Source organism: Niabella pedocola, assembly GCF_021044425.1.
Taxonomy (GTDB): domain Bacteria; phylum Bacteroidota; class Bacteroidia; order Chitinophagales; family Chitinophagaceae; genus Niabella; species Niabella pedocola.
In genome coordinates, this window is record NZ_JAJNEC010000001.1 from 206,826 (window position 1) to 233,211 (window position 26,386).

Annotated in this window: 21 protein-coding genes; 7 read left to right on the forward strand and 14 right to left on the reverse strand. The window is 48.1% G+C overall.

The window, feature by feature from the left end; genetic code table 11:
* Positions 1-61 precede the first annotated feature (61 nt).
* The 3 genes from LQ567_RS00785 to dcd form a co-directional block, all read right to left on the reverse strand.
* Positions 62-886 (reverse strand): glycoside hydrolase family 16 protein, encoded by an 825-nt coding sequence (locus LQ567_RS00785; protein WP_231002153.1) that lies wholly within the window; start codon positions 884-886, stop codon positions 62-64.
* Between the two features lie 383 nt (positions 887-1,269).
* The gene (locus tag LQ567_RS00790) at positions 1,270-2,592 is read right to left on the reverse strand and encodes a dihydrolipoamide acetyltransferase family protein (RefSeq protein WP_231002155.1); all 1,323 of its coding nucleotides are present in this window, start codon (positions 2,590-2,592) and stop codon (positions 1,270-1,272) included.
* Between the two features lie 116 nt (positions 2,593-2,708).
* Positions 2,709-3,245, reverse strand: a complete 537-nt coding sequence (gene dcd, locus LQ567_RS00795; RefSeq protein ID WP_231002157.1) for a dCTP deaminase — start codon at positions 3,243-3,245, stop codon at positions 2,709-2,711.
* 55 nt (positions 3,246-3,300) lie between these two features.
* Between dcd and LQ567_RS00800 the strand changes: the two genes are divergently transcribed.
* Positions 3,301-3,909 carry a 4'-phosphopantetheinyl transferase family protein gene (locus LQ567_RS00800; RefSeq protein ID WP_231002159.1) on the forward strand — a complete coding sequence of 203 codons (609 nt, stop codon included), beginning with the start codon at positions 3,301-3,303 and terminating at the stop codon, positions 3,907-3,909.
* Positions 3,910-4,286: 377 nt separating this feature from the next.
* Here LQ567_RS00800 and recN read toward each other — a convergent pair whose 3' ends face one another.
* From recN to LQ567_RS00835, 7 genes are all read right to left on the reverse strand, one after another.
* Positions 4,287-5,942 carry a DNA repair protein RecN gene (recN, locus tag LQ567_RS00805; RefSeq protein ID WP_231002161.1) on the reverse strand — a complete coding sequence of 552 codons (1,656 nt, stop codon included), beginning with the start codon at positions 5,940-5,942 and terminating at the stop codon, positions 4,287-4,289.
* A gap of 247 nt (positions 5,943-6,189) precedes the next feature.
* A complete protein-coding gene (locus LQ567_RS00810; RefSeq protein WP_231002163.1) occupies positions 6,190-6,945 on the reverse strand; it encodes a zinc ribbon domain-containing protein in 756 nt (251 codons plus the stop codon).
* A gap of 54 nt (positions 6,946-6,999) precedes the next feature.
* Positions 7,000-8,094 (reverse strand): Nif3-like dinuclear metal center hexameric protein, encoded by a 1,095-nt coding sequence (locus LQ567_RS00815; protein WP_231002165.1) that lies wholly within the window; start codon positions 8,092-8,094, stop codon positions 7,000-7,002.
* A 419-nt stretch (positions 8,095-8,513) separates the two neighbouring features.
* Complete coding sequence (locus tag LQ567_RS00820; protein WP_231002167.1) at positions 8,514-8,834, reverse strand: hypothetical protein; 321 nt, start codon at positions 8,832-8,834, stop codon at positions 8,514-8,516.
* A gap of 259 nt (positions 8,835-9,093) precedes the next feature.
* Positions 9,094-9,555, reverse strand: a complete 462-nt coding sequence (gene tnpA / locus LQ567_RS00825) for an IS200/IS605 family transposase (protein WP_231002169.1) — start codon at positions 9,553-9,555, stop codon at positions 9,094-9,096.
* Between the two features lie 348 nt (positions 9,556-9,903).
* Positions 9,904-12,282: a hypothetical protein gene (locus LQ567_RS00830; RefSeq protein WP_231002171.1), complete on the reverse strand. Its 2,379-nt coding sequence runs from the start codon at positions 12,280-12,282 to the stop codon at positions 9,904-9,906.
* Positions 12,283-12,392: 110 nt separating this feature from the next.
* Positions 12,393-14,789 carry a hypothetical protein gene (locus LQ567_RS00835; RefSeq protein WP_231002172.1) on the reverse strand — a complete coding sequence of 799 codons (2,397 nt, stop codon included), beginning with the start codon at positions 14,787-14,789 and terminating at the stop codon, positions 12,393-12,395.
* Between the two features lie 200 nt (positions 14,790-14,989).
* Between LQ567_RS00835 and LQ567_RS00840 the strand changes: the two genes are divergently transcribed.
* From LQ567_RS00840 to LQ567_RS00865, 6 genes are all read left to right on the forward strand, one after another.
* Positions 14,990-15,544, forward strand: a complete 555-nt coding sequence (locus tag LQ567_RS00840) for a nucleotide exchange factor GrpE (protein ID WP_231002174.1) — start codon at positions 14,990-14,992, stop codon at positions 15,542-15,544.
* Position 15,545: 1 nt separating this feature from the next.
* Complete coding sequence (gene dnaJ, locus LQ567_RS00845) at positions 15,546-16,703, forward strand: molecular chaperone DnaJ (protein WP_231002176.1); 1,158 nt, start codon at positions 15,546-15,548, stop codon at positions 16,701-16,703.
* A 103-nt stretch (positions 16,704-16,806) separates the two neighbouring features.
* A complete protein-coding gene (locus tag LQ567_RS00850; protein ID WP_231002178.1) occupies positions 16,807-17,658 on the forward strand; it encodes a DUF1835 domain-containing protein in 852 nt (283 codons plus the stop codon).
* Between the two features lie 13 nt (positions 17,659-17,671).
* Positions 17,672-18,040 (forward strand): DUF4260 domain-containing protein, encoded by a 369-nt coding sequence (locus LQ567_RS00855; RefSeq protein ID WP_231002180.1) that lies wholly within the window; start codon positions 17,672-17,674, stop codon positions 18,038-18,040.
* Complete coding sequence (locus tag LQ567_RS00860) at positions 18,027-20,549, forward strand: DNA gyrase/topoisomerase IV subunit A (protein WP_231002182.1); 2,523 nt, start codon at positions 18,027-18,029, stop codon at positions 20,547-20,549. The genes LQ567_RS00855 and LQ567_RS00860 overlap by 14 nt, the downstream gene beginning before the upstream one ends.
* Before the next feature lie 173 nt (positions 20,550-20,722).
* Positions 20,723-21,370, forward strand: coding sequence for an MgtC/SapB family protein (locus LQ567_RS00865; protein ID WP_231002184.1), 648 nt, complete (start codon positions 20,723-20,725; stop codon positions 21,368-21,370).
* Between the two features lie 161 nt (positions 21,371-21,531).
* Here the strand turns inward: LQ567_RS00865 and LQ567_RS00870 are convergent, their stop codons facing one another.
* The 4 genes from LQ567_RS00870 to pheT all read right to left on the reverse strand — a co-directional run bounded on the left by LQ567_RS00870 (position 21,532) and on the right by pheT (position 26,376).
* Positions 21,532-22,890 (reverse strand): Gfo/Idh/MocA family protein, encoded by a 1,359-nt coding sequence (locus LQ567_RS00870; protein WP_231002186.1) that lies wholly within the window; start codon positions 22,888-22,890, stop codon positions 21,532-21,534.
* 410 nt (positions 22,891-23,300) lie between these two features.
* Positions 23,301-23,603: a cell division protein ZapA gene (locus tag LQ567_RS00875; RefSeq protein ID WP_231002188.1), complete on the reverse strand. Its 303-nt coding sequence runs from the start codon at positions 23,601-23,603 to the stop codon at positions 23,301-23,303.
* Between the two features lie 15 nt (positions 23,604-23,618).
* Positions 23,619-23,909, reverse strand: a complete 291-nt coding sequence (locus tag LQ567_RS00880) for a hypothetical protein (protein WP_231002190.1) — start codon at positions 23,907-23,909, stop codon at positions 23,619-23,621.
* Between the two features lie 25 nt (positions 23,910-23,934).
* On the reverse strand, positions 23,935-26,376 hold the full coding sequence (pheT, locus tag LQ567_RS00885; protein WP_231002192.1) for a phenylalanine--tRNA ligase subunit beta: 2,442 nt from the start codon (positions 26,374-26,376) through the stop codon (positions 23,935-23,937).
* Positions 26,377-26,386 lie beyond the last annotated feature (10 nt).

The window sequence follows — 26,386 nt, forward strand, 5'->3', positions numbered from 1 at the left end:
GCTTTCGTCTTACCAATCATATAAGCATCACGGTAAAAGATCTTTAAAGATCAATTCAACGTCACTGGTATACTTTTACCCAGTCAACGATCATCTGTACCGGTAACTGCAGCGGGTTTACCTTACCCACCCAGCTGCCGCCCAGCTGCTGATCGATCAGAAGATAAAAGGGCTGATCATAAGGCCACTGGCTGGCATCCACCCCGGTAATGCGCGGATATGTGAAGGTTTCTTTTCCGTTTACAGTAAATACGATCTTATCCGGGAACCATTTAATGCCAAACGTATTAAAGCCGTCCCTGTTAAAGGCAGCTGTTCCGGAGTGCGGCGGGTTATTCGTCTGCTTCAGGTTGAGTGTGTAGTAGGAGTGCGTGGTTTGATAAACCTTGTGTTCAAAATTCAGGTGCTCCATAATATCGATCTCCCCGTTTTTGGGATAGGCACCGTATTTATTTTGCTCGGCCAGCATCCACATAGCCGGCCAGGAGCCGGTAGCACATTCCAGCTTCGCCCGTATTTCAATTTTTCCATATTGAAAAGCAAATTTGCCTTTTGTATATATACCACCGGTGATAAAGGGACGCGGGTCCGAAGCCGGATCCGGGTTGCGGATACCCCGGAGGTACACATACCCGCTGTCCATGCGGAAGCAGTCCTGGTGCGTGCTCATATGCTTGTTCCAGTCGGATGTACCTGGTGGAATCCTTGTCCATTTGCTGGTATCCAGGTTAGGGCTGTTAAAATCATCTTTCCAGACAAGGGTCCATTTTTTTTCGGGCCGGTGTTGTTTTTGAAGATAGATGTAGCCCGTAGAACGGGTGTAGGGATTGCTGCACGCTGTGCCTAAGAGAAGCAATACCAGGGTGGAAATGGAGAACAGTTTCATTATTGTAAATGGCTTCCGGCAATTGAGTAAATAATATTTGCAAGATAGCTACTGAGGAGAATAAATGGAACGGATGTGCAAACGGATGCACAGACGCGCTGTAAGCGGGTAGTTTAAAGTTCAAAGTCGGAGTATGCTTATAAGCTGATGGCCGGCAACTAAGCATGTGTTCCAGGTTTAACGTTTAAAGTTTCAGGTTGGATACGTTTTATACTTGATGTGAGATCCGTTTTTAGCTGTTAGCTTTCAGTGCTCAGCGATCAGTTTTCAGTTGATGCCGCTGTGGATTTAGCTCCAGCATCAAACAAAATCCCCGTCCCCCAAGTCTTCCTGTCTCCCGACGCCTAACCTGGAACTATATAACTGAAACATGGAACCTGAAACTAAATTTCGATCGGAACAAAGCTTTCCAGCTCCTTGGCAACAGCGCTGAGGAAGGTAGCGCCCAGTGCCCCATCTACCACGCGATGATCGTAGCTCATGCTCAGCACCATCATATGACGGATGGCAATGCTGTCGCCCTGCGGGGTTTCTACCACTACCGGCCGCTTTTTAATAGCGCCTACTGCCAGGATGGCTACCTGTGGCTGATTGATAATAGGCGTTCCGGCAAGGCTGCCGAAGGTGCCCACATTGGTGATGGTAAACGTGCCGCCCTGTGTATCTTCTGCCTTAAGCTTATTATTGCGCGCGGCATCTGCTAAACCGTTTACACGTTTGGCCAGGCCCGTCAGGTTCAGCTGGTCGGCATTTTTGATCACGGGTACAATCAGGTTTCCACTTGGAAGGGCGGTTGCCATCCCGATATTGATGTCTTTTTTGATGATGATCTTATCGCCCTCAATCGAACTGTTGATTAACGGAAAACGTTTGATGCACCGGGTAATGGCTTCAATGAACAGGGGCATAAAGGTGATCTTGGTGCCTTCCCGTTTTTCAAAATCTTTTTTTACTTTCTCCCGCCACATGACCATATTGGTTACGTCGGCTTCGGAGAAACTCGTCACGTGCGGGCTGGTCTGTTTGCTGCGCACCATATGCTCCGCAATCAGTTTGCGCATCCGGTCCATTTCAATGATCTCTACATTGCCACCATGCCGGCTGATATCCAGGGTACCGGGTTGCGGTGTTTGCGTTGCAGGTGCTACGGTAACGGCCGGCGGCGTAACGGCAGCTGCCGGTGCCTGTTGGCGGGAGCGGTTGGCTACATAGTCCAGGATATCATTTTTAGTTACACGGCCTTCCTTGCCGGTACCGGGTATCTGTTCCAGCTCGCTCATGGAAATACCTTCACTGGCGGCTATATTCAATACAAGCGGGGAGTAAAACCGGGCGGCAGCGGATCCGGAGGGTTCCGGTTTGATGGTGCTGGAAACCACTTCTGCTTCCTGGTCCTGCGCGGCGATCACCTGCTCCGGTTGGGGGGCAGGGGCCGCTTCGGGGATAACGGTATCGCCGGCAGTACCTGCTGTACGGATACGGGCGATGACCGTACCAATAGGCACTACATCATTTTCATTAAAAAGAATGGCTTCAATAATACCACTGGCCGTGCTGGGCACCTCACTATCCACTTTGTCTGTAGCGATCTCCAGAACGGTTTCGTCCATTTCCACGGCATCACCCACCTGCTTCAACCATTTTAAGATGGTTGCTTCCATTATGCTTTCTCCTAACTTGGGCATTACCAGATCCTCTAAAGCCATAGAACAATTGTATTTATAGAATAAATTTAGTTTAAAATGCTCAGCCGGCGCAAAAATAGTGATTTCGATCCTAACTTTCGTTTGTTAGTCGATGTAAAAGGCCCGGAGTGAATGGGTTAAAACTTATTTTTCCACATCATGCTTTCGATGGGCCGGTCGGGCTGGCTGCTGTATTTGGCGTTTTGCTTCTGGTTATATTTTACTTCAATTTCCCCTTCAACCGGGAAGTAGATCAGCTGGCCGATGGGCATACCCTTGTAGATCTTCACTGGTTGTTTTACGGAAATCTCCAGGGTCCAGTGGCCGCAAAAGCCCACATCTCCCTTACCAGCGGTGGCGTGAATATCGATCCCCAGGCGGCCGGTTGAGGATTTACCCTCGAGGAAGGGTACATGTGCATGAGCTTCGGTATATTCGAGGGTAACACCAAGGTAGAAAATATGGGGATAGAGCACAAAGCCTTCATCCGGGATTTCGAAATAAGCGATCTCATTGTGTTGCTTTGCATCCAGCTGGTGGTTTTTATAAGTGGCCAGCCAGGCGCCCAGGTGCACATCGTATGAATTACTACCCAGGCAATCCCGGTCATAGGGTTTGATGAGAATAGTGCCTTTCTCCATTTCTTCCAGTATGCGCAGGTCCGATAAGATCATAAGTTGTACTTTGTGAAATCCTTAACTTGCACAAATTAAGTGAATCCGATTATTTATGCCCGTTATTTTTCAAGAAGAAATTAACAATGCCATCCGGTTGGGGATCTGGAAGATTGAGGAGCCGCCTGATTTTTTCCGGGAGAAAGTACCGCTGCACCGGGCGGTAACCCATCCGCATAAAATGCTGCAGCACCTGGCCGGCCGGTTTTTGCTGCAATACCTGTTTCCGGGGTTTCCGTATCACCTGATTCAGATTGCAGAAACGCGAAAGCCCTTCCTTCCAGATGAAGCGTTTCATTTTTCCATTTCACATTGCGGCGACTATGCAGCGGCGATTGTAAGCCGGGAACAGCGGGTTGGAATTGATATTGAAATTCCGGTAGCGAAAGTAGTTACCATCCGGCATAAGTTTATGAGTCCCGCAGAAATGGAATTGCTAAACCCGCTTTCTATGGAAGAATATACGCAGGTGTGGTCGGCCAAGGAGGCCGTATATAAGTGGTACGGACTCGGTAAAGTAGATTTCCGGGAGCATATCCGGATTACAGGATACAATGATCTGCGGTCTGCGTTTGATTGCCGGTTTATGCTTACCAACAGCAGCCTGAAGGTGCACCTGCAGCAGTTTTCAGGGCTTTGTTTGAGTTATGTTGTTTCGGAATAGTGTCGACCACGGAGAGGTGAAGGCCTTGTGGTCCCGGGAACCTATTGAAATGGTTGGCATATAAAAGTAGCGATGATTGGATTGCCGCAGATGCGCTGATTGCGGTTCTGATTTAACTGCGAAGGTCGCCAAGCATCCGCAACGGTCGCAATGATGGTTGTGAAAAATATCCCTTGCGCACCTCGCGTGACCGTCGCGTAGCCCTTGCGGTAAAATGAAATCACGAAGAAGCGGTTTAACCGCGAAGACCTAAGTTGCACAAAGGGTAGGATCGATTTTAATGTTCACTGAATGCTTTACCAGGTACGCTTTACTGCAATGTTATAGAAGAAAAAAGGGTCTTAGTGTGTTCTTTGTGCCTTCGAGTCTTTGTGGCGTTACGCCTGCACCATTTCTCTTGCATTCTCCAACGCCGCCGCCGTAGGTTTTTCGCCGCTGAGCATTTTTGCAATGGCCGTAATTCGTTCTTCGGTATCCAGCTGACGCATGCCGGTGCGCACCTGTTTCCCGGATACTTCCTTGTATACAAAATAGTGGGCATCTGCACGGCCGGCAATCTGCGGCTGATGGGTAATACAGATCACCTGCCTGCTGCTGGCCAGGTCCTTCATAATAATGCCTACCTGTTTTGCTGCTTCGCCGGAAATACCGGTGTCAATTTCATCAAAGATCAATGTGGGAAGATTCATGCGCTGTGCCACCAGGCTTTTAATGCAAAGCATCAGGCGGCTTAACTCACCACCGCTGGCCACTTTGTTCACCGGTTTGAACTGTCCGCTTTTATTGGCATCAAACAAAAAGTCTACAGCATCTGCTCCCTGGGCGCCAGGGGCCTTTTTCTCAAATGAAACCCGGAGTGCTGCATTGGGCATGCCTACCTGGGTAAGGAGCGTGTCTACTTTTTTCTCAAAGGGGGCAATCTGCTTTTTCCGGGCCTCCGAAATTTTTTGTGCCAGGGTTTCCGTCGAGATCCGGCGCTGTTCAGTGGCCGCTTCCAGGGCGGCAATGTCTTCCTGGATATGCGCAGCCCCCTGCAGTTTTTCTTCCAGCTCTTTTTGCAGGGCCAGCAGTTCATTGGTAGTATGTACCCCATGCTTTTTCTGCAACCGGTATCCCATTGAAAGCCGGTCGCTCAGGGTTTCTATCTTTTCCGGATCGTAATGAATACCATTGCTGATATGTTCCAGTTCCGTTGCGATATCCTGCAATTCTACCTGTGCACTGTTTAAGCGGCTTACCAGGTCTGGCAGGTCTTTATGAAAACTGCTGTAGTTACCCAGCAGGTGTGCGACGCTTTTTAATTGCTGTACCAATGGTTGTTCACCCTCTTCCAGCTCACTGTAGGCCCGGCCCAGTGCTCCTTTAATGCCCTCGGAGTTGGAAAGGAGTTTGAGCGACGCATCAATCTCTTCCAGTTCGTTTTCCAGGAAGTTGGCTTCTGCCAGTTCATCGTATTGAAACTGGTTATAGTCGCTTTCTTTATCCAGCTGTGCCTGCTGTTCTTTCAGATGCTCCAGCTTTTTTTTGTGTTGTTGCCATTCGGCAAATATTAGCCGGTAATCGCCGATCAGTTTTGCATTATTGGCCAACGCATCCAGCACATGCACCTGGAAGCCGGTGTCACCCAGCTGAAGGGTATCAAATTGCTGATGCAGATCTACCAGCAGCGAACTCAGCTGCTGCAATTGCGCCAGGTTTACCGGTGTATCATTAATGAATGCACGGCTTTTGCCATTGATGCCGATTTCCCGCCGGATGGTAATTTCAGGAGCGGGGTCGAGATCGTTGGCTTCCAGGAATTGGGTGATTTCGCTTACGGTTCCCGGGGTGAACAACCCTTCAATAATGCATTTCTTTTCTTTATCTACCAGTGCGGCCGTATCTGCCCGTTCTCCCAGTATAAGCGATAACGCACCCAGTATGATCGATTTACCCGCGCCGGTTTCACCGGTTACAATATTCATCCCGTTAGAGAATTGGATCTCCAGGGTATCGATGATCACGTAGTTCCTGATATGTAGTTGTTTCAGCATCGGAAGGCAAATTAAGAAAAACAATGTTCAAATCTCCATTCTCCATTCCAAATTTCTGTTTGCGAACGGGTTTAAACGCGGATCCCGGGCCGTTAACATGCGGAGCTGGTTTGCTCCGGTAGATTTTCTGCTGTGCTCGGCGCAAGAAACGGTTTTGATCCTCGTTAGGACCGGAAATAAAAACCCCCATTCTTGCAAATGGGGGAAAATAAAAAAGCCTGTCTGCAGGCAGACAGGAAAAAAGAATTTATTTTACTTCAACGTTGTTATGCAGCTCTTCATCTACCAGGATGCGGCCACAGTTTTCACAAGCGATGATTTTCTTATGTTGTTTGATCTCACTCTGCTTCTGTGGAGGAATGGCATAAAAGCATCCGCCGCAGGCATCGCGCACTACGGGTACCACAGCCAGCCCGTTGCGGAAGTTACCGCGGATTTTTTCGTAGCTGGCCAGCAGGCGGGGTTCTACATTTTCTTTCGCGGCTTCTGAAAGTTTCTGAAATTCTTTCTCTTCTTTTTCGTTGGCAGAGATGATTTTTTCCAGTTCGGTCTTTTTCAGATCGAGTACACCTTCTTTAGCTCCCAGGTTCTTTTTGGCTTTTTCCAGCAACACTACTTTGTCGGAAATTTCTTCATTCGCATCTTTGATATGCTTTTCTGCCAGTTTGATCTCCAGCTGTTGCATTTCGATCTCTTTGTTGATTGCCTCAAATTCACGGTTATTTTTTACATTCTCACTGTCCTTTTCGTATTTTTTGATCAGCTCTTCCGATTCTTTGATTGCCCCTTTCCGCTCTTCAATGAATTCAGTAACGCCATTGATCTCTTCCTCAATGCGTGTTTGCCGGGAATGCAAACCCTGGATCTCATCCTCCAGATCAGCTACTTCCATTGGCAGCTCACCTTTTAAAATTTTGATCTCATCCATCTTGCTGTCAATTTTTTGCAGATTGATCAGGGAGCCCAGTTTTTCTTCAATTGAAAACTCTTTAATTTGTGGCATATGTTTCTTACTGTTTGAATGTGTTTTAAAAATCAGACAATCAAAAAATCCACGTTACAAATAATGTACGGGATTGGTATTTATTGCTGTTTTAAGGACGGCAAAGTTAGGGATTTTTTCCTGTAAAACGTGTTGGAGCAATTCTATGGTAAACTGCTCGCTTTCATAATGTCCGATATCTGCCAGCAGGATCTTCCCATCTGCGTCAAAAAATTCGTGGTATTTGATGTCTGCGCTGATGTATGCATCTGATCCTGAATTGATTGCGGCTTTTGTTAAAAAGCTTCCGGCGCCGCCGCAAATGCTCACTTTTTTAACTTTTTTACCCAGGAGCGTCGTATGCCGTACCATAGGAAGATGAAAGACTTCCTTCAGTTTCCGGAGAAAGTCGGTTTCATCCAGTGTCTCCTGAAATTCCCCTGTAATACCGGATCCTACTCCCTGATGGAGGTTGTTGAGTGTAATGGTTTCATATGCCACTTCTTCGTAGGGGTGGCTTTCGCGCAGTGCCGTAATTATTTTATTTCTCAGGTAAAACGGGTACAGGATCTCCATTTTTAACTCCTCAGCCTCGTGCCGTACCCCAATTTCCCCGGTAAAGGGTTGGGCATCATCTCCCGGAAGAAAGGTTCCTTTTCCGGTTGCGCTGAAGCTGCATTCCCGGTAATTACCGATTTCACCGCCACCGGCGGCAAAAATGGCGGAGCGTACTTTTTCCGCATATTCCGGTGGTACAAAAAAATAGAGCTTTTCGAGCTGGCGTTCCTTTGGTGCAAGGATCTGCAGGTTCGTCAATCCGAGCTTTTCAGCGATCTTTCCGTTTACACCCTGCAGCACATTGTCCAGGTTGGTGTGGATGGCGTAAATAGCAATATCCTGTTTGATGGACTTAATAAGGGTACGCTCTACATAATTATTTCCATTGATCTTTTTCAAACCGGAAAAAACAATAGGGTGGTGGGCAACCACCAGGTTGCAGTTTTTTTCGATGGCCTCCTCCACTACGGTTTCAACCGCATCCAGGCAGCACAGGATACCGGTGCATTGCCAATCCGGCCGGCCGGTTAGCAAACCGGCGTTATCATAGCTTTCCTGCAGGGCAGGAGGGGCGATGTGCTCCAGGATTTTTATGATTGAACCGATGGTCATTAGCTACTTTTACGATAAAGATAAGGAATACAGATATGTGATAGGCCCGGGTGTGCCAACATACCCCTGCTGCGGGACAGGATGCGGAGCCGCGCAGCGGTTATTAATATTACCGCCGCGCTGCGGCTCGGTGTTTCGACGATTGTTTGTGTTACATCGATAACGATAAGTGATGCGCTGTACCTGTAGCTGGAGATTATTGGCAGTAGGATGTGCTGTCCCGCGGCGGCGGCCAAGCGCGACGATTTTTTGGAATGGTTGATATTACCGCCGCGCTGCGGCTCGGTGTTTCGATGATTGTTTGTGTTACATCGATAACGATAATTGGTGCGCTGTACCTGTAGCTGGAGATTATTGGGAGCAGGATGTGCTGTCCCGCGGCGGCGCCCAAGCGCGACGATTTTTTGGAATGGTTGATTTTACGCCGCGCTGCGGCTCGATGTTTCGATGGTTGTTTGTGTTACATCGATAGCGATAAGTGATGCGCTGTACCTGTAGCTGGAGATTATTGGCAGCAGGATGTGCTGTCCCGCGGCGCTGCCCAAGCGCGACGATTTTTTTGGAATGGTTGATTTTACCGCCGCGCTGCGGCTCGATGTTTCGATGGTTGTTTGTGTTACATCGATAACGATAATTGGTGCGCTGTACCTGTAGCTGGAGATTATTGGCAGCAGGATGTGCTGTCCTGCGGCGCTGCCCAAGCGCGACGATTTTTTGGAATGGTTGATTTTACGCCGCACTGCCACTCGGTGTTTCGATAGCGATGTTTGAAACAACGATGAACGGGGGGGCGCTACACCTGTAACCACCCCAGCCGCATTAGCGGCGTAAAAATTACTAGCTACAAGCAGGGAACGAAACCCAAGGTGCAGCGCACCGGTAATATTGCGGATGCCGGGTTATCTGCCTGGTTCTACATATCGTTCCAGCATTAATAGTTTGCCGGTGGTGAAGCCTCCGTTGTACAATTACAATGAGCATTGTTGAACCTCCGGCGGGTTAATCAAAAAAATCAAATAAATATTCATCCTTGAATTCAACTTCAAATGTGTTGAGCAGTTCATGGTATTCATCTTTAAAGGTCTGCTTTTTATGGTGCGCCTCCTGGTTGAGAACATAATTAATGACCGTCTTTACCTGTGCATGGGAATGACTGAACGCACCGTAACCGCGTTGCCATTCAAATTTGGAGTTGCAAAGCCTGTTGTATTTGATCCATGCAGTGGAGGCCGTTTTTATTGCTTCTACCAAATCCGGAATCAACTGGTTCAGGTGATATCCGATAAAAATATGAATGTGGTCGGGCATTGAGCCAATTGCCAATAATTTGTGCTTATAGTTTTGAATGATGCCCGTAATATATTTTTCCAAATCATTGTGCCATTGCCGGCTGATTAATGCTTGTCTGTTTTTTGGAGAAAAGACGAGATGCACATAGCATTGGGTATAGGTGTTTGCCATAGGAATGGTGTTTCAATAAAATTACTGAATTTACCAGATATATTGAATATTATCTGAATATTACCGCCGCGCTGCGGCTGGGTGTTTCGTGGTTTTTTGTTAAAACGGTTGGCGGTTTGCTGCAGCCGTTACCATCCCAGCCGCATTGGCGGCGTTAAAATTGAAATAGGATTTTCTTACGATATTTTGCGCATCACCGCCGCACTGCGGCTTTGTGTGGTGATGGTGATGTTGGTACAACGATGAGGGGTACGCTGCACCTGTGACCATGCCAGCCGCATTGGCGGCGTTAAAATGAATAGAACGAGGCCCAAGGTGCAGCGCACCGGTAATATTGCGGATGCCGGGTTATCTGCCTGGTTCTACATATCGTTCCAGCATTAATAGTTTGCCGGTGGTGGTGATGCCTTCGGCTACAATTTTAAACCGCCTGGTGCGGTCGTTGTTGTAAAAGGGGATGGCAATGCGCTGGTCTTTTCCGGAGACGAATATTTCCGGTTTCCAATCGAGGGTAAGCCGGTAATCGGTGTATTGATTTTCCGCCGGAGTGGCATAATCCGGTGCATAAAATTCTTTCATGATGCTGTAACCTTCATAGTCCACAATAGTTGCGGAAGATTCCATAGCATAGTTGAGCTCGTCACCCCGCTTGGTATATACTGCTAATACACCGCCAGCCCCGCCACCGGGCGCACCTACAAAATTGGGGAATACCTTTACCAGGGCAATGTCCGAAGGAGGAATGGATGCGATCATATCGGCATCCACGGGCATTTCATCGAGGTATAGCTGCATAGATTGCCGGGCCCCGGCCTGCCGGTAAAATAGCCGGTAATTTCCAAACTGCCCGCCGCGCTCAATGGTCAGACTGGGGATCCGCCCCTGCAGGTAATCAAAAATGTTCTGGTTGGGAATAAACTCCCGTGTAAGATCTATGGTGCGGGCATTGATACCGCCTGCGAACAGGCCGCTCATATACCGTTCTTCCAGTTTTTGCATGCGGGTTTTGGTGCCGAGTACTACCACACTGTCCAGCATGAGGCCTTCGCCGCGGGTATAATCAAAATAGGCGGAATTCATTTTGGACGCAAGGTTACCGGTGGTGCCGGCTGCAGGATCGAGGGGCAGCTTTAAAGGCGGCAGCGCATAAGAACGGGTAAGAGAATCGGCATTTAATTTTATAGTAAGGAATTTGTTTTTCTTCCCCATAACGTCGCTGAAGAGCACCCGGGCTTTATTAAAAAAGATCATCGAATCCATTTTGAACCGGCCTTCGGCATCTGTTTTAATCGTTTGCAAACTGCGTCCCGAATCGGTGGCTACCCAAACCAGCAGATCGCGGTCAGCAAAGGATTTGCCGGAGCCCGATACGGTTGCTTTACCGGAAAGACTGATAAAGCCCGGGTCTTTATGCTGCGGCGCGGGTAGGGCATTGGCGGCAACATCGGTCCATTTAAACCGGCGCCAGCCGTTGGTGAGCATCAGGAGTTCCACGGCTTCTGCTGCACCGGGTTCATTGCTCAGGTAATAGCCTGGTGCATGTACATACCCTGGGATATCGCTGGTAAGCAGGAAGGTACTGTAAATATTCTGTGGCCGGTAGCCTCCGGATTCATAGTCGGCATCGGTAATGGAAACCGAAAAGTTGCCGGTTACGCTGTCCGGCAGTGTAATGCTGAAATGATTTTTTTTGCGGGGAGCTGTGTTCAGCGTATCGGCCCTGAAGGTAGCGGGCAGGATGTATTCTTTATTGTTAATAAAGGTTAACCGTTCTGCAAGGGGCATACCATCCTTATTGAAAAAGGTAACCTGTAAAACGCCGGAGGGCAGGTTGCCGGTTTGAATGGTGCCGCTGATGCGGTTGCCGGCGGCAGGGTTCAGCGGTTGTTTAAATACAACCTGGTGCTGCATCTGGCCTACCATATAGGCCGGCGTTTGCCGGTTTCCCCGGTAACTGAGGGTAAAGGACTTGCTGCCGCTTCCGTTTGTGAGGTTTAGTACCAGGCCCTCCGGGCTGCTCTCCGGCAAATGAACCGGTGGCTGTCCGGCAATTGAAGCATGATACTGCATGCCGGCAGCAGGTGTAAGTATCAATTGTCCCATGCCGTCATGCTGGCTGGCAAACCGGGTGATCATCCGGTTTTGTTCATCCCTGATCTCTGCTGAAACTGCTACCGGCAGCCCGTTGGCATCAACGGCTTTAAACGCGATGGTATTACGGAACCCGGAAACCAGGTTGCCACCTTCCGGGAAGAAACGCAGTGTTGTCGCCGGCGCAGGGGCAGGTATTGCCCGCGGTTTATTGCGTCCATAAACCAGGATCCTTTGTGAAAACAGGTAGCTTTTATCGAAATTCAGCATCAGGGGTGTATAAGCCCGTAATTGATAGGAGCCGGTAGGAAGCGAATCCGGCAGGTCGAACTGGCCATAGGAAAGCGCACCGAAAACCGGAACGATCTTCCTGATGACCAGGTCTGACCGGTTGTTTAATAATTCTACAAATAAGGTTGAATTTGCTGCCGATGGCAGAAAGCCCGCTATGAAATAGGCCTTGAACCACAGGGTTTGCCCGGAAAAATACGCTTCGCGGTCAAGCTGCAGGTATGTTTTCTCAATGGGATTTTTTTCATTCCATGTGTCCAGGCGGGCAACAAAATCCTGGCCGTATACCGGCATCGCGCCGGTGATGGCCAGCAGGGCGGCCATGAGTTTAAAAAAGCGCATCATTACCTGATGTTTTATAAGAAAATTACAAAATAATCTGCAAATGGTTTTAGGATTGCAGCTATTTTGAGATGCACTTCTACCGGATATTACACAACAGGCTGCCGGAAAAATCAGTTACCGCCGATCGTCTTTTCGATCATCAGCATCCGGCCGTCGTTGGTGAGCCCTTCAATCACGACTCTAAAGCGTTTGGTGCGGTCGTTATTATAAAAAACAACCGGCACCCTGGGGCTTACATTGGCCAGGTAAATATCCGGCAACCAGGCCAGCGTCAGGCGGTCATCAGGCTTCGAACTATCTACATTTTTAAGATCGTAGTCCGGTGCATAAAATTGTTTGATGATCGAATATCCGCGGTACGTAACGATATCTGTAGCAGCATCTGTATTTGCGGTAAGATCGGCTCCTTTTTTCATGTAGATGGCCAGTGCGGCGCCACCACCGGCGGTGCCCACAAAATTGCCCATTAGTTTTACGAAGGCGATCTGGTTTACCGGGATGGATTCAATAAAAACAGGATCGGTTTGCATTTCATCCAGGTAGAGCGCCATTTTACCGTTTCCAAAACCGCCATCACGGTATTTTACCACGTATTGGCCCTCCTGGTCGCGGCTTACCGTTACACCAGGTATGCGACCCTGGATGTATTCAAAAATATTCATGCCGCCACCCGGCTCACTACGGAGATCCAGGATCCGGGAATTAATGCCCCCGGAAAACAGGCCGCTGGTGTATTCTTCTTCCAGTTTTTCCTTATCTGTTTTCTGACGGGCCTTTACGGTTACATTTTTTAAGGTGAGCCCTTCGGCTTTCAGGTAATCGTTGTAAGCGTCCAGCATTTTTTCCTCTACCTGGGCATTGAGTGTGTCGCGGAAGGGAATCTGGATCATCGGCATCTGAAAATTGCGGCGCAGGGAATCGCCGTCCAGCTGAACCTTTATGTACCTGCTTTTTGAACCCTTGGTATCGGCAAACAGGAACCGGTTGGCTTCATAAAACATCTGGGATTGCAGGTGGAAATAACCCATAGAATCTGTTTGAATGAACTTGGTTGCCCGGGCCTTGCTTTGCAGGGTATCTACGGGGCTCCGCATCATGATCACATCTTTGTTTGCAAACGGCTTCCGGGTACCCTCAATGGTGATTTTTCCCCTGAAGTTGATAAATCCCGGGTCCAGGTATTGTTTTGCCGGAAGAGTATTGCCGGCTACCTCACTCCATTTAAAGCGGGTCCAGCCATTGGTCATCATCACCAGGTCCAGCGCATTTTTTACAGAGTCTGCATCGGACTGAAAATAATAAGCGGGATTATGAATATAGCCTTTCAGGTCGCTGTTGAGCAGGAAATAGGCATAAATATTCAGCGGGCGGTAAGCTTCGGTTTCATAATCTGCGTCTGTAACGGAAACACTAAAGTTGCCGATAATGGTATCCTTTAGCTGGAGACTGAAATGATTTTTTTGGTGGGCCGTGGTATTGAGCGTGTCTGCTACCAGTTCCCCCGGCAGCATATATTCTTTATTGTTCACAAAAGTGAGCCGTTCGGCCAGGGGCATGTTGTCCTTATTAAATACGGTAACATGGAGAATGCCGGACAACAGGTTATTGGTTTGTATGACGCCGCCGATAAGGTCTTTTCCCTGCTGAAGTGGTTGTTTAAAAATTACCTGGTTTTCCATTTGGCCGATCATATAAGCGGCACGGAATTCCGCGGGTACCCCCTGGGGATGCTCAATTTTAAATTGTTTTCCTTTTGATGAGCTGGCGATACTGAAGGTGATCCCTTTTTCGGTAGCCGCCGGCAGCGCATATGGTTTGGATGGCACCTGGTCCAGCACTACGTTATATGTTTCGGAGGGTTGGGGCACAAGCGTAAGGATGCCCATGCCGTCGTGTCGTGTTGTGATTGAAGAAATAACCTCCCCTTTATTGTTCTTTAACTGCCCGGATACATTTACCGGGAACCCGTTTTGATCGACCGCTTTAAATGCTACATTGTTTAAGAGCGTGTTGATCAGGTTGCCCCCTTCTGGAAAGAACTGAAGACTGATGGAGCCGGCGGTTTCCTTGTTTTTTGCATCCTTGGTTGCCGTTCCAAATATTTCAATACGTTTATTATACGTAAAGCCGGGCTGGTTGAGCATCAGGGGTGCATAAGCACGCAATTGATAAGAGCCCGACGCGAAATTTTCGGGTATTTCTATCTGTCCCAGCGAAACGCCAAGGTAAGCCGGGAACACTTTCCGGATCACCACCGTTGACTTATTATCAAGCAGTTCTACATACACCGAAGAGTTTTTGGTACTGGGTACATAGTCCGACAGGAAATAGGCTTTAAACCAGATCGATTGTCCCGAAATATACGACTCGCGGTCGAGGTGGAGATACAGCTTCTCGATGGTGTTTTTCTCGCCCCAGGTATTGAGTGTTTGTTCCAGTATTTGTGCCTTTGCAGCAAGAAAACTGCCGATAGTGATGGCTAAAATGAACAGCTTTTTCAGACTCATGTGAGATTAGTGTTATTTTTGGGAATTGAAACTACTGATTTTTTGACTTACAAAAATCATAAAAGCTTAAAACAGAGGCGTTTTTTTTGGAGCATCGCTTTTCCGGGGCGGTTTCCTTAAATAAACCGCCATTTTGTCTTTATATGGGTATTGGCAATATTATTGACTACATAGGTTTGCCAACTAAATAAATAAGAAATATGAATGAAAATACGCAACTTCCTGAGGAAGAGAATAATGGTTTGAATATCAACGCCGATGAAAATGTTAGCGGAACGGAACATTTGACAGATCCGTTGGCAGAATCGGACCAGGAGGCACTGGAGGCTGAGCTGCGCGAAAGCAAGGATAAATACATCCGCCTGGCGGCTGAATTTGATAATTTCAGAAAAAGAACAGCAAAGGAGCGGATTGAATTATTTCAGACTGCCGGCCGGGAGGTGATCACGGATCTTTTAGATGTACTGGATGATGCGGACCGTGCCCAGACAGAACTTGAAAAAACGAATGATAATACAGCCCTGAAGGAAGGGGTAAGGCTGGTGTTTAATAAGCTCCGGAACGTATTGCAGGCCAAGGGATTGAAACCCATGGAAACCATCGGGAAGGATTTTGATCCGGATCTTTATGAAGCCATCACCGAAATTCCTGCACCCAGCGCGGATTTGAAGGGCAAGGTGGTGGATGAAGTAACGAAGGGCTACTATCTGAATGATAAAATTATCCGTCACGCAAAAGTTGTAGTAGGTAAATAACATGTCAAAGAGAGATTATTACGAGGTCCTGGGTGTTTCAAAATCTGCATCTGCAGATGAAATAAAAAAAGCCTATCGTAAAGTAGCTATGCAATTTCACCCGGACCGGAATCCTGGTGATAAAGCCGCAGAAGATAAATTTAAAGAGGCGGCCGAAGCGTATGAAATTCTGAGCGATGCCGATAAGCGGGCCCAGTACGACCGGTTTGGTCATGCCGGTGTAAGTGGCAACGGCCGTGGCTTTGGAGGCGGAATGAATATGGATGACATCTTCAGCCAGTTTGGAGATGTATTTGGAGAAGACCTGTTCGGAAGCTTTTTTGGTGGCGGACGCAGCGGCCGGCAGGGGCAGCGGGCACGGGGCGTAAGAGGCAGTAACCTGCGGGTAAAGCTGAAATTGAGTTATGAAGAGATCGCCAAAGGCGTTACCAAAAATATCAAGGTAAAAAAATATGTAAGCTGTACCACCTGCGGCGGCAGTGGTGCCAAGGATAAAGGCAGCGTGCAAACCTGTAGCACCTGTCAGGGCTCGGGCCAGGTACGCCGTGTACAAAACACCTTCCTGGGGCAGATGCAAACGGTTACTACCTGTCCTACCTGTAACGGAGAAGGTACTACCATCACCGCAAAATGCAGCAGCTGTAAAGGCGAAGGAAGGGTATATGCCGAAGAAACCATTACCATTGATGTTCCCGCGGGAGTGCAGGCCGGGATGCAACTCAGCGTAAGCGGTAAAGGAAATGCCGGGGAGCGCGGAGGTGCCGCCGGTGATCTGATTGTGCTGATTGAAGAAGAAGCACACAAGGAACTGCACCGGGAAGGACTGAACGTGGCATATGATCTGCACATTTCCTTTACCGATGCGGTTTTTGGTACCAGCCTGGAAGTGCCCACCATCGACGGTAGGGCAAAGATCAAAATTCCGCCCGGTACGCAAAGTGGCAAAATATTCCGGTTAAAAGGAAAGGGTTTTCCCAATGTGCATTCGCATTATGAAAAGGGAGATCAGTTGATCCAGGTAAACGTATGGACACCGCAGCAACTGACCGATGAGGAAAAAGAGCTGCTGGAGAAACTTGGTGAATCATCCAATATGAAACCGCAGCCCGAAAAGGCCGAAAAGGGTTTCTTTGACAAAATAAGAGACCTGTTCAGCTAAGCAGCTGTGCGGACTCAGGCAGATCAATTGATTGCAGCCTTAAACCCGTCTTGGGTTTGAGGCTGTTTTGTTTTAGATTTGCTGCCACTATAAAACACAAAAGATGATCCATATTGTATTTAACCAGGTAGAAGTGGAGCTGATGCAACAGGTTACAGCTCTGGATGAAACCCTGCAGGGGCCCGTAGTGCAGATCCGGGATGATTTTGCAGTGGGCCCGCTTGCCGGCCTGGATACAGAGGAAGGATGGCAGGCCCGGCTGGATTGGTGGCGCGAACTGCTGAAGGGCGCGCCTTACCCGGATGACCTGGTGGGCAGTTTTGACGACCGGAAGACCGTAGCGGCTTTAAAAGCGCAGCTTACTGCAGATCCGGAGGAAGTGATCTGGATATGGATGGGACAAAACCAGCATGATGTATGTGGCTACTACTGGCTTATTCCGCAATTGAAGGAATTTCAGGGGCGCATCATGGTATTATATATGAACAACCTGCCGTTCATCAACGACAAAGGCCAGATCTTTTACCCGTCCTGGCTGTCGGAGATCCGTCCTTCTGAATTTTTGAAGGCACGAAAGCTGGCCCGGCCGGTTACGCTGAGCGAGTTTGAAATTGATCCGGACGAGTGGAACAAACTGGTTCAGGAAAACGCGGTGGTGCGGATACTGGAAGGAGGCAAAAAGATCGCGGGCCGGGATGCCTCATTTTATGATGATGAAATTTTAAAAAACCTCACCGGTGAATGGCAGAAGGCAACACGGGTATTATCCAATACACTGAACCGGATGAAGATCAAAACCGGGGATCTGTTTATTATGTGGCGGATGAAGGAACTGATCACTGCCGGAAAAATCACCGCAGAAGGAGAAACGGATAAAGACTGGAAAAGCTTTGACGTTCGGCTGGCCGGAAAAAAAGAAACAGCGGAAGAACTGGCCGCGGATGCCGGATCATAAACCGGGAAAAATAATGAAAACGCTCCTTACCCTTGAAGAGATTGGAATGGCTTTGCTGGCCATCGCTGGGCTGTATCATTACGAGGCGCCGTGGTGGATCTATTTACTGCTGCTTTTCGGGCCCGATATCAGCATGACGGGGTACCTGATCAGCAACAGGGCAGGAGCCGTTTTGTATAATCTTTTTCATCACAAAACAGTGGCCATTTTGCTTTATCTTGCCGGCGTTGCGCTGGTTAGCCAGGTGTTGATTTTTTCGGGGATCATTCTCTTTGGCCACGCATCGCTGGACCGGATCCTGGGGTACGGACTGAAGTTAAAACAAGGATTTAATTATACGCATTTAGGACTTATAGGAAAGAAAGAACATGAAAGACGATAGCACAACAGCAGAAGGAACATTTGAAGACAATGAGATCACCGGGTTGCAGGGGCAGTTTAAAACCTGGTTCCTGGACTATGCTTCCTATGTAATTTTAGAGCGGGCAGTGCCTGCTATTGAAGACGGGTTAAAACCGGTGCAGCGCCGGATCCTCCATTCCATGAAGCAGATGGATGACGGCCGCTTGCATAAGGTGGCAAATATTGTAGGGCAAACCATGTCGTACCATCCGCACGGGGATATGAGTATCCGGGATGCACTCGTAAATATGGGGCAGAAGGACCTGCTGGTTGACACACAGGGAAACTGGGGGAACGTGGAAACCGGTGATGATGCGGCGGCCTCCCGATATATTGAAGCGCGCCTGAGCAAGTTTGCCCTGGAAGTGGCATTTAATGCTAAAACAACCGACTGGCAACTGAGCTATGACGGAAGAAATAATGAGCCCATCACGCTGCCGATGAAATTTCCCCTGCTGTTGGCACAAGGGGCCGAGGGGATTGCCGTGGGCTTGTCGACCAAGATCCTTCCGCACAACTTTATTGAACTGATCGATGCATCGATCAAATACCTGAAGGGTAAGAAATTTGAATTGTATCCCGACTTTCAAACCGGTGGTATGATTGACGTGGCGGATTATAATAATGGGAAGAGAGGCGGTAAAGTAAAAGTACGGGCGCATATTGAGGAGCTGGATAAAAAAACACTGCTGATCAAAAGCGTGCCTTACGCGGTAACCACCGATCAGCTGATCGAATCGATCGTAAAAGCCAACGACCAGGGGAAGATAAAGATCAAAAAGGTTACGGATAATACGGCAGCAAATGTAGAAGTACAGGTAGACCTGGCACCGGGTATTTCGCCCGATATCACCATCGATGCCCTGTATAAATTTACGTCCTGCGAAATTTCTATTTCCCCCAATGCCTGCGTGATCGTGGATAAAAAGCCGCGCTTCCTGTCGGTTCCGGACCTGCTGAAGATCTCGGTCGATAATACCAAGGACCTGCTGCAAAAGGAACTGGAAATAAAACTGGCGGAGCTGAACGAGAAGTGGCATTATACTTCGCTTGAAAAGATCTTCTTTGAAGAAAAGATCTATAAAGAGCTGGAGAAAAAATATGAGACCTGGGATAAAGTGATCATGGCAATTGATAAAGCCTTTGTGCCCTTTAAAAAGCAGCTGAAGCGGGATATAACCCGGGAAGATATCCTGAAGCTGACGGAGAAACCGGTGCGCCGGATCTACCGCCTGGATATCGATGAACTGAATGCGCAGATTAAAGGGCTGGAAGCGGAGATCAAACAGGTGAAACATGACCTGGAGCACCTGGTGGATTATGCCGTGGCCTATTTTGAAAACCTGTTGAAAAAATTCAGCAAAGGCAAGGAGCGTAAAACAGAGATCAAACAGTTTGAGGTAATTGAAGCGCGGAATGTGGTGATCGCAAATACCAAACTGTATATGGACCGTTCCGGCGGCTTTATCGGTACCGGTTTAAAGAAGGAAGAATTCTTATTTGACTGTTCCGACCTGGATGATATCATCGTATTTACGAAGCGCGGGATCATGAAAGTGATCAAGGTGTCTGATAAAACCTTTGTGGGCAAGGACATTTTGTATGCCGCGGTCTTTTTAAAGAATGACGAGCGCACCACCTATAATATGATCTATGTGGATGGCAAAACCGGTGTGAGCTATGCCAAGCGTTTTAATGTAACCGGTATTACACGGGATAAGGTATACGATCTTACAAAGGGCGATGAAAAAAGTAAGGTGCACTATTTTACCGTAAATCCAAACGGGGAGGCCGAAGTGGTAAAGATCACCCTGAGTCCGAATTCTACGGCGCGGGTGAAAGAGCTTGAATTTTATTTTGAAGAGCTGGGCATTAAAGGGCGCAGCAGCATGGGGAACCAGGTAACCAAGTACCCCATCAAGTCCGTTAAATTTAAGGAAGCAGGCCGCGCCACGCTTAGCGGAAGGAAACTTTGGTTTGACGATAAATTCGGCCGCTTAAGTGCGGAAGAAAAGGGGCAGTACCTGGGTATGTTTGAGCCGGATGATCGCATACTGGTGCTGTATACGGACGGCTATTATGAAATAACCGACCAGGAGATGACACAGAAATTTGATGCGGAGAAAGTGTTGCTGATTGAACGGTTTGACCCTGAAAAGATCATTACGGCCGTTTATGTGGATCAGAAGCTGTTACAGTTTAATGTAAAACGGTTTAAAATTGAAACATCAACCCTGAAGAATAAATTCCTGTTTATTAAGGAAGGCGATGGCAATTACCTGGAATGTGCCACCACTATGGATGAGCCGGTGTTGATGGTACAAAGCGGGAAGGGCAGCCAGATACGCAATGCGAAGTTTAAGCTCGCCAAGATCACAGACGTGATGGGCTGGAAAGCCGTGGGCGCCAAGCTGACCGATTATAATAAATCGGTGGTGATGGAGTGGGTTGAACATGAAAAGCCGACCAACCAGCAGGAGTTGTTTTAAGCGTTATCAGGCGGTATCAAGTCGTTTAAAACGTACAGTCTTTCTGTCCGCCGCAGCGGATCAGCATCTATGGATGGATAACTTTCTTTAGATGCCGGAACAATCCCCGCTTGTCGGGACGGCAAGACAAATAGAAGATTTTTGATACAGCCTAATAATAGTATATTTAAACAATGACAGATATTTTTGAAATAGCGGATCTGTATAAGGCCCTGCTGGCATTGCTGGCGGGTGTGATCCTTGGGCTGGAACGGGAGCTTAAGGATAAAGCTGCGGGCTTAAAGACCATTTCGGTTATCTGCCTGGGCTCGGCATTGTTTTCCATTTTATCATTGAAGATCACCGGTCCTTATGCAGATGGTGCGCGCATCGCTTCTTATATTGTGAGTGGTATCGGTTTCCTTGGAGCAGGTGTGATCTTTAAGGACGGCGCCAATGTTTCGGGCCTTACCACCGCCAGTGTGATCTGGATGGCTGCAGCCGTGGGCATGTCTATTGGCTTTGGTAAGATTTACCTCGCCGCCATCTTCCTGGCCACCTGTTTGCTGATCATTTATACCGGGCGCTATCTGAACCTGGCGCTTTTTTCGGGTAAAACCAACCGGGTATTAAAGATCATCTTGCTGCACAATAATACAACGATCAAAGACGAGATCATTAAACAGCTGAGGCCATACACGTCCAGACTGGAGCAGGTAAAACTGGAATCGTTTCCCGAAAAAATGATTGTATCCCTGAACCTGATGATTCCTACCAAAAAGCTGGCGCAGCTGGAAGAGTACCTGGTAAAGGAACACCGGATCGAAAGTTTTGAATTATAGCCATCAGCAGCCAGCAATCAGTTTTCAGCGTTCTTTAAACCATCTTCAGTCACCGAATACCAGAAACAAGCAAAAGTTTTATTTTTACTTACATGCAACAGCACAAAAGCGGGCCGCCTTGCCGGTGCCCGCTTTTGTTATATGAACACAATCCTGGTATCTTAATATTTAAATACTTTTCCGCCCGCCATTACTTCCTGTGTTTGCTCATTAAAAGTGGCTCTCATGCCCGTGCGGGCAGCCGCTGTAGCCATAATATTGGCAATGGAGTGCATATAGCCGGCTTCTGCGGGTGCATTGGTTTGTTTACGGCTGCGCACACATTCCATCCAGTTGAGCATATGGCTGCTGGTGAGCGGATCGGCGCCGGTATTGGCGGAAGTCTCTACCTTTTCTGCTTTATCCGTTAACGAAAATTCCGGCAGCAGGTTGGGCTGCATACCCATTGGTTTGGCAAATTTTTCTTCCAGTCCGCCATTGGGTGAAACCTTATTGGTGATCAGGTTCAGTTCACCGCCGTTGGAATAGTAAACCTCAGCGGGCCGCTCGTCTCCATTGGTCATACGGCTCATAAACACTACCTGGAAGCCTTTGGCAGCATCGTTTTCCGGGCCATAGTCAAATACCGCGGTTGTCGTATCCCAGTTCCGGCGACCGTCTTTCCACTGGTAAATGCCACCGTTGGCCGTTACGCTACGCGGATGTTTTAGTCCGCTGAACCAGTGCACCGTATCAATCTGGTGGCTCATCCATTGGCCAAAAGCCCCGGAGGAGTAGGGCCAAAACAGGCGGTACTCCAGGTATTTGCGCGGATCCCAGTCTTCATAAGGCCGGTTCATCAGGAACCGTTTCCAGTCAGTATCTTCTTTTTTTAACCTGGCTACCAGTTCCGGCCGGCGCCAGCGCCCGGGCTGGTTTACATTCCAGGTAAGTTCTACCATATTGATAGCACCAAATTTTCCGGATTTGATAAATTCGTCGGCGGCTTTATAATTGGCACCACTGCGGCGCTGAGAGCCGATCTGGATGATCTGTTTGGAGGCCTTAATGGCTTTTAAAGCAGCACGGGCATCGTCCATCGTTTCGGCAAAGGGTTTTTCCACATACGCATCGCATTTGGCGCTGACCGCTTCAATAGCGCAAAGGGCATGTTGAAAATCGGCGGTGCTGATGATCACGGCATCCACATCTTTGGCGGAATAGAGCTCCTCATTATTGCGGAACCCTTTTACCGGGTGCCCCAGTTTTTCTGAAAGGAAGGCCGTGCCCTGGTCGCGCCGGTAATTCCACAGATCGGACACTCCGGTAATATCGAAATTCAGTTTTTTATAATGATTCAGGAACGATGGAAAGAGGGAGCTGCGAAACCGGTCGGAGAACCCTACAATACCCACGCGCACCCGGTCGTTGGCACCCAGGATATTTCCATAACTTTTTGCAGACAAGCCCATGGAGGCCAGGTAGGTACCGGTGGTAGCCAGGGTAGCCTGTTGAATAAATTTTCTTCTTGATTGAGACATATGGCTTCGTTTTAAGGGCGGGTAAAAACTGCATACCGCAATCCCGCAGGTTAAATTTAGCCAACAAAGCGGAATAATCGCTTTTAAAAAACGGGTATTTTGCTATAACGTTTTCGGAGGGGAGCAGAAGCCGGATTCGAGTATTCAGATTCCAGATTTTTGAGATTCCAGATTTGAGAATCCAGAATCCAGATTCTACGTCGTTTACTTAAGCGATTTTTTTTAATTGCCGCAGATGTGCTAATTACGCCTGCACAGCTTTCCTTGTGGTATTTTGAGTGACCTGTACCGGATCTGCGCATCTGCAGCCTTAAGGAAACGACATTGTTTTCAGATTCGGGAATTGAGATACGAAATTGGAGTGCCACCGGATCCTGGAATCTCAAGTCTGGATTCCCGTATCTGACATCTTAGTCATTCCCCAACTCGCTGTCGAGGATGGCTTCCAGCTGGTCCAGCTTTTCCATAATGCTGCCGGAGTCCATGGATGATGCGGCTTCTGCCTTAAATTCCGTGGCAAACCAGATCAGTACCATCGATACATAATCCTGCATGTCCTTACCCGGAAATGTTTTTTTAAACTCCATTACTTTGTCGTTAATGATCTTAATGGAGTGGCGAACAGTTTCTTCGTCAGCCGGTTCTACCTTGATGCGGAAGTGCCGGTCGGCGATCATAATATTGGCGGGGATCAGATTTTCTTCCTGTGACATGATTTTACATTTAGGTTAAACACTCAGCAATGCAATACACCGGTCTATTTCGCGCAGATAGCCATTGATCCTTTTTTCAAAGGCCTTTCGCTCTTCCGTGTTCATGGGGGTGTTGCCATATCGGGCGATGTCCAGCTGCTGCTGTGCGGTTTCCATATTGGACACTGCCGTAGCGGCAGCGGCCCGGGTTTCTTCCAGCTCCTGCTTCAGGGCGCTATTTTCTTTTTCAATAGCGGCGTTTTTCCGGCTTAGCTGGATCAGTTTTTCCTGTATCTGCTTTATTTTTTCTTCGATTGCCTGACTCATCAGTAAACAATTTCATGTGAACGGATCATTTCCGGATCTCTACCTGCAAATCTCTTTCCAAACTTTGCATGATCTTTTTCATCCAGCCGTCAATTTCTGTATCGGTTAATGTTTTTTCATCATCCAGGAAGGTAAAATTGACAGCAAGCGACTTTTTACCGGCTCCCAGTTTGTCACTAACAAAAACGTCAAAAAGCTGCACAGATTGCAATTTCTTGAGATTTAATTTTTGAATGGCTGCTTCAACAGACCGGTACGGCAATTCCTGCGGAGCGATCATCGCAATATCCCGCTGTACCGCCGGGAAGCGGGGGATGGGAGCAAACTGGGTTTTGTGTTTAAGTGCGGCTTTTAAAATAGCCGTCCAGTTCAGGTCTGCATAAAATACAGGTTGTTTAATATCAAACCGTGTCAGCAGGTTTTTATGAACCGTTCCCAGCTTACCCAGGCTTACGGTTCCTGATTTTATTTCGAGCCCATACTGGAAATTGGTTTCTTTTAATTCGTCATATTGAAAACCGGTCAGCCCGCACAATACCAGCGTTTTTTCCACAATGCCCTTCAATGCAAAAAAATCATATTTAATGCCCGGCTGCTTCCAACCCGCTGTTTGCTGATTCCCCGTTAAATAAACACATAAATGCTCGGGCTCTTCAAACTTTCCTTTTTTATTGACACTGTATGTTTTACCAAATTCAAATAATCTTAAATTTTCGTTCTTCCGGTTGAGGTTCCGCACTATAATTTCAAGGCCCGTTTCCAGCATATCCGGACGCATAATGTTCAATTCGGTGCTCAGACTGTTTTTCATCTTTACCACCGTGCTGAGTTCCTGCTCGGAATAATAGGCCTTATTCGTGATGGAATTCGTTAAGATCTCATGATGCCCCGAACCTACCAAAAAAGATACGACCTTTTCTTTTATCGATTCGCTTTCAATGGTTTCATCCATTGAAGGTGTTATTTTTATAGAGGTTGGGATTTCTACATTGTCCAGCCCGTCGATACGCAGGATCTCTTCCACCACATCTGCCGGCAATTGGATATCCGGTTTGTGATAGGGAACCGAGATCAGCAGCGAATCAATGGTATCTTTTTCCACTTCAAATCCCAGGGACTGCAGGATCGATTTTACGGCATCCGGATGATAATTTTTACCACTGAGCTTTTTAAGATAGTGATACTTCAGCGCGATCTCTTTCCGGGGCTGCTGTTCGGGATAGATATCATAGATATCGGAGCTAAGGGTCCCTCCGCAGATCTCGAGGATCAATGCGGCCGCACGTTTCAACACCGTTACGGTGGCCGAAATATCGGTTCCTTTTTCAAAACGGGTGGCTGCATCCGTTCTTAATCCATGGCGGAAAGAGGTTTTACGGATGGTTACCGGGTCAAAGCAGGCGCTTTCAATAAAGATGCGCTTGGTTTTATCGGTTACCCCGCTTTCCAGTCCGCCAAACACACCACCGATGCACATACCGCCTTCTGCGTCGCAGATCATCAGGTCTTCGGCACTCAGTTTGCGTTCTTTTTCATCCAGTGTGGTAAAAAGGGTGCCTTCCGGAAGGTTTTTGACGATCACCTGGTTGCCACGGATCTTATCCGCATCAAAAGCATGCAACGGTTGTCCCGTTTCATGTTGAATGAAATTGGTGATATCTACGATATTGTTTATGGGCCTCAGGCCAATAGCTTTCAGAAAGTGCTGCAACCATTTAGGTGATTCTGCTACTTTGATGTTGTCGATACAAATGCCGCTGTACCGGGGGCAGGCGGTTTTATTTTCAACCGTAACCTTCAGCGGGGCCTTGCCCTTGGGGGCTTTAAAGCTATTGGTTTCGGGAAGCTTTGGCCGTACTGCTTTTTTATCGTGGTGAGAGAGGTAGGCACAAACATCCCTTGCCACGCCCCAGTGGCTCATGGCATCCATACGGTTGGGCGTAAGACCGATCTCGAAAATGGTATCGGAATAGCTTTGAAAATATTCAGACGCGGGTGTTCCCGGTTTTACATCCGCCGGCAATACCATGATCCCGTCATGAGAGGCGCCCAGTCCGATCTCGTCTTCAGCGCAAATCATTCCCTGGCTTTCCTCGCCGCGGATCTTGGCCAGCTTCATGGTAACCGGGTCATTGTTCAGGGGGTAGATCGTAGTGCCTACCGGTGCCACAATCACTTTCTGGCCGGCAGCCACATTCGGTGCGCCGCATACGATATGCAGCGGAGCCGTTGCCCCGATATGCACCTTTGTCAGTTTTAATTTGTCCGCGTTCGGATGTGGCTGGGTTTCCAGTACTTCGCCTATCACCAGGCCTTTCAAACCGCCTTTTAGTTCTTCGTACTCATGAATGGCTTCTACTTCCAGTCCGATGGAAGTTAAAATCTGGCTGAGCCGTTCCACACTTACCGGTTGGCCTCCCTGGCTTACAGGAAGGTATTCATTCAGCCATTTGTAGGATATGATCATCTGCGCTTAA

What these genes read in the sequence shown, in the direction of transcription:
- LQ567_RS00870 (WP_231002186.1), bottom strand. Translation starts at nt 22,890, where the DNA reads ATGTCTCAATCAAGAAGAAAATTTATTCAACAGGCTACCCTGGCTACC.
- recN (WP_231002161.1), bottom strand. Translation starts at nt 5,942, where the DNA reads ATGCTGAAACAACTACATATCAGGAACTACGTGATCATCGATACCCTG.
- dcd (WP_231002157.1), bottom strand. Translation starts at nt 3,245, where the DNA reads ATGATCTTATCGGACCTGCGCATACTGGAAGAAATGGAGAAAGGCACT.
- LQ567_RS00835 (WP_231002172.1), bottom strand. Translation starts at nt 14,789, where the DNA reads ATGAGTCTGAAAAAGCTGTTCATTTTAGCCATCACTATCGGCAGTTTT.
- LQ567_RS00865 (WP_231002184.1), top strand. Translation starts at nt 20,723, where the DNA reads ATGACAGATATTTTTGAAATAGCGGATCTGTATAAGGCCCTGCTGGCA.
- LQ567_RS00830 (WP_231002171.1), bottom strand. Translation starts at nt 12,282, where the DNA reads ATGATGCGCTTTTTTAAACTCATGGCCGCCCTGCTGGCCATCACCGGC.
- LQ567_RS00815 (WP_231002165.1), bottom strand. Translation starts at nt 8,094, where the DNA reads ATGACCATCGGTTCAATCATAAAAATCCTGGAGCACATCGCCCCTCCT.
- LQ567_RS00850 (WP_231002178.1), top strand. Translation starts at nt 16,807, where the DNA reads ATGATCCATATTGTATTTAACCAGGTAGAAGTGGAGCTGATGCAACAG.
- LQ567_RS00810 (WP_231002163.1), bottom strand. Translation starts at nt 6,945, where the DNA reads ATGCCACAAATTAAAGAGTTTTCAATTGAAGAAAAACTGGGCTCCCTG.
- LQ567_RS00860 (WP_231002182.1), top strand. Translation starts at nt 18,027, where the DNA reads ATGAAAGACGATAGCACAACAGCAGAAGGAACATTTGAAGACAATGAG.
- LQ567_RS00800 (WP_231002159.1), top strand. Translation starts at nt 3,301, where the DNA reads ATGCCCGTTATTTTTCAAGAAGAAATTAACAATGCCATCCGGTTGGGG.
- LQ567_RS00875 (WP_231002188.1), bottom strand. Translation starts at nt 23,603, where the DNA reads ATGTCACAGGAAGAAAATCTGATCCCCGCCAATATTATGATCGCCGAC.
- pheT (WP_231002192.1), bottom strand. Translation starts at nt 26,376, where the DNA reads ATGATCATATCCTACAAATGGCTGAATGAATACCTTCCTGTAAGCCAG.
- LQ567_RS00880 (WP_231002190.1), bottom strand. Translation starts at nt 23,909, where the DNA reads ATGAGTCAGGCAATCGAAGAAAAAATAAAGCAGATACAGGAAAAACTG.
- LQ567_RS00785 (WP_231002153.1), bottom strand. Translation starts at nt 886, where the DNA reads ATGAAACTGTTCTCCATTTCCACCCTGGTATTGCTTCTCTTAGGCACA.
- dnaJ (WP_231002176.1), top strand. Translation starts at nt 15,546, where the DNA reads ATGTCAAAGAGAGATTATTACGAGGTCCTGGGTGTTTCAAAATCTGCA.
- LQ567_RS00790 (WP_231002155.1), bottom strand. Translation starts at nt 2,592, where the DNA reads ATGGCTTTAGAGGATCTGGTAATGCCCAAGTTAGGAGAAAGCATAATG.
- tnpA (WP_231002169.1), bottom strand. Translation starts at nt 9,555, where the DNA reads ATGGCAAACACCTATACCCAATGCTATGTGCATCTCGTCTTTTCTCCA.
- LQ567_RS00840 (WP_231002174.1), top strand. Translation starts at nt 14,990, where the DNA reads ATGAATGAAAATACGCAACTTCCTGAGGAAGAGAATAATGGTTTGAAT.
- LQ567_RS00855 (WP_231002180.1), top strand. Translation starts at nt 17,672, where the DNA reads ATGAAAACGCTCCTTACCCTTGAAGAGATTGGAATGGCTTTGCTGGCC.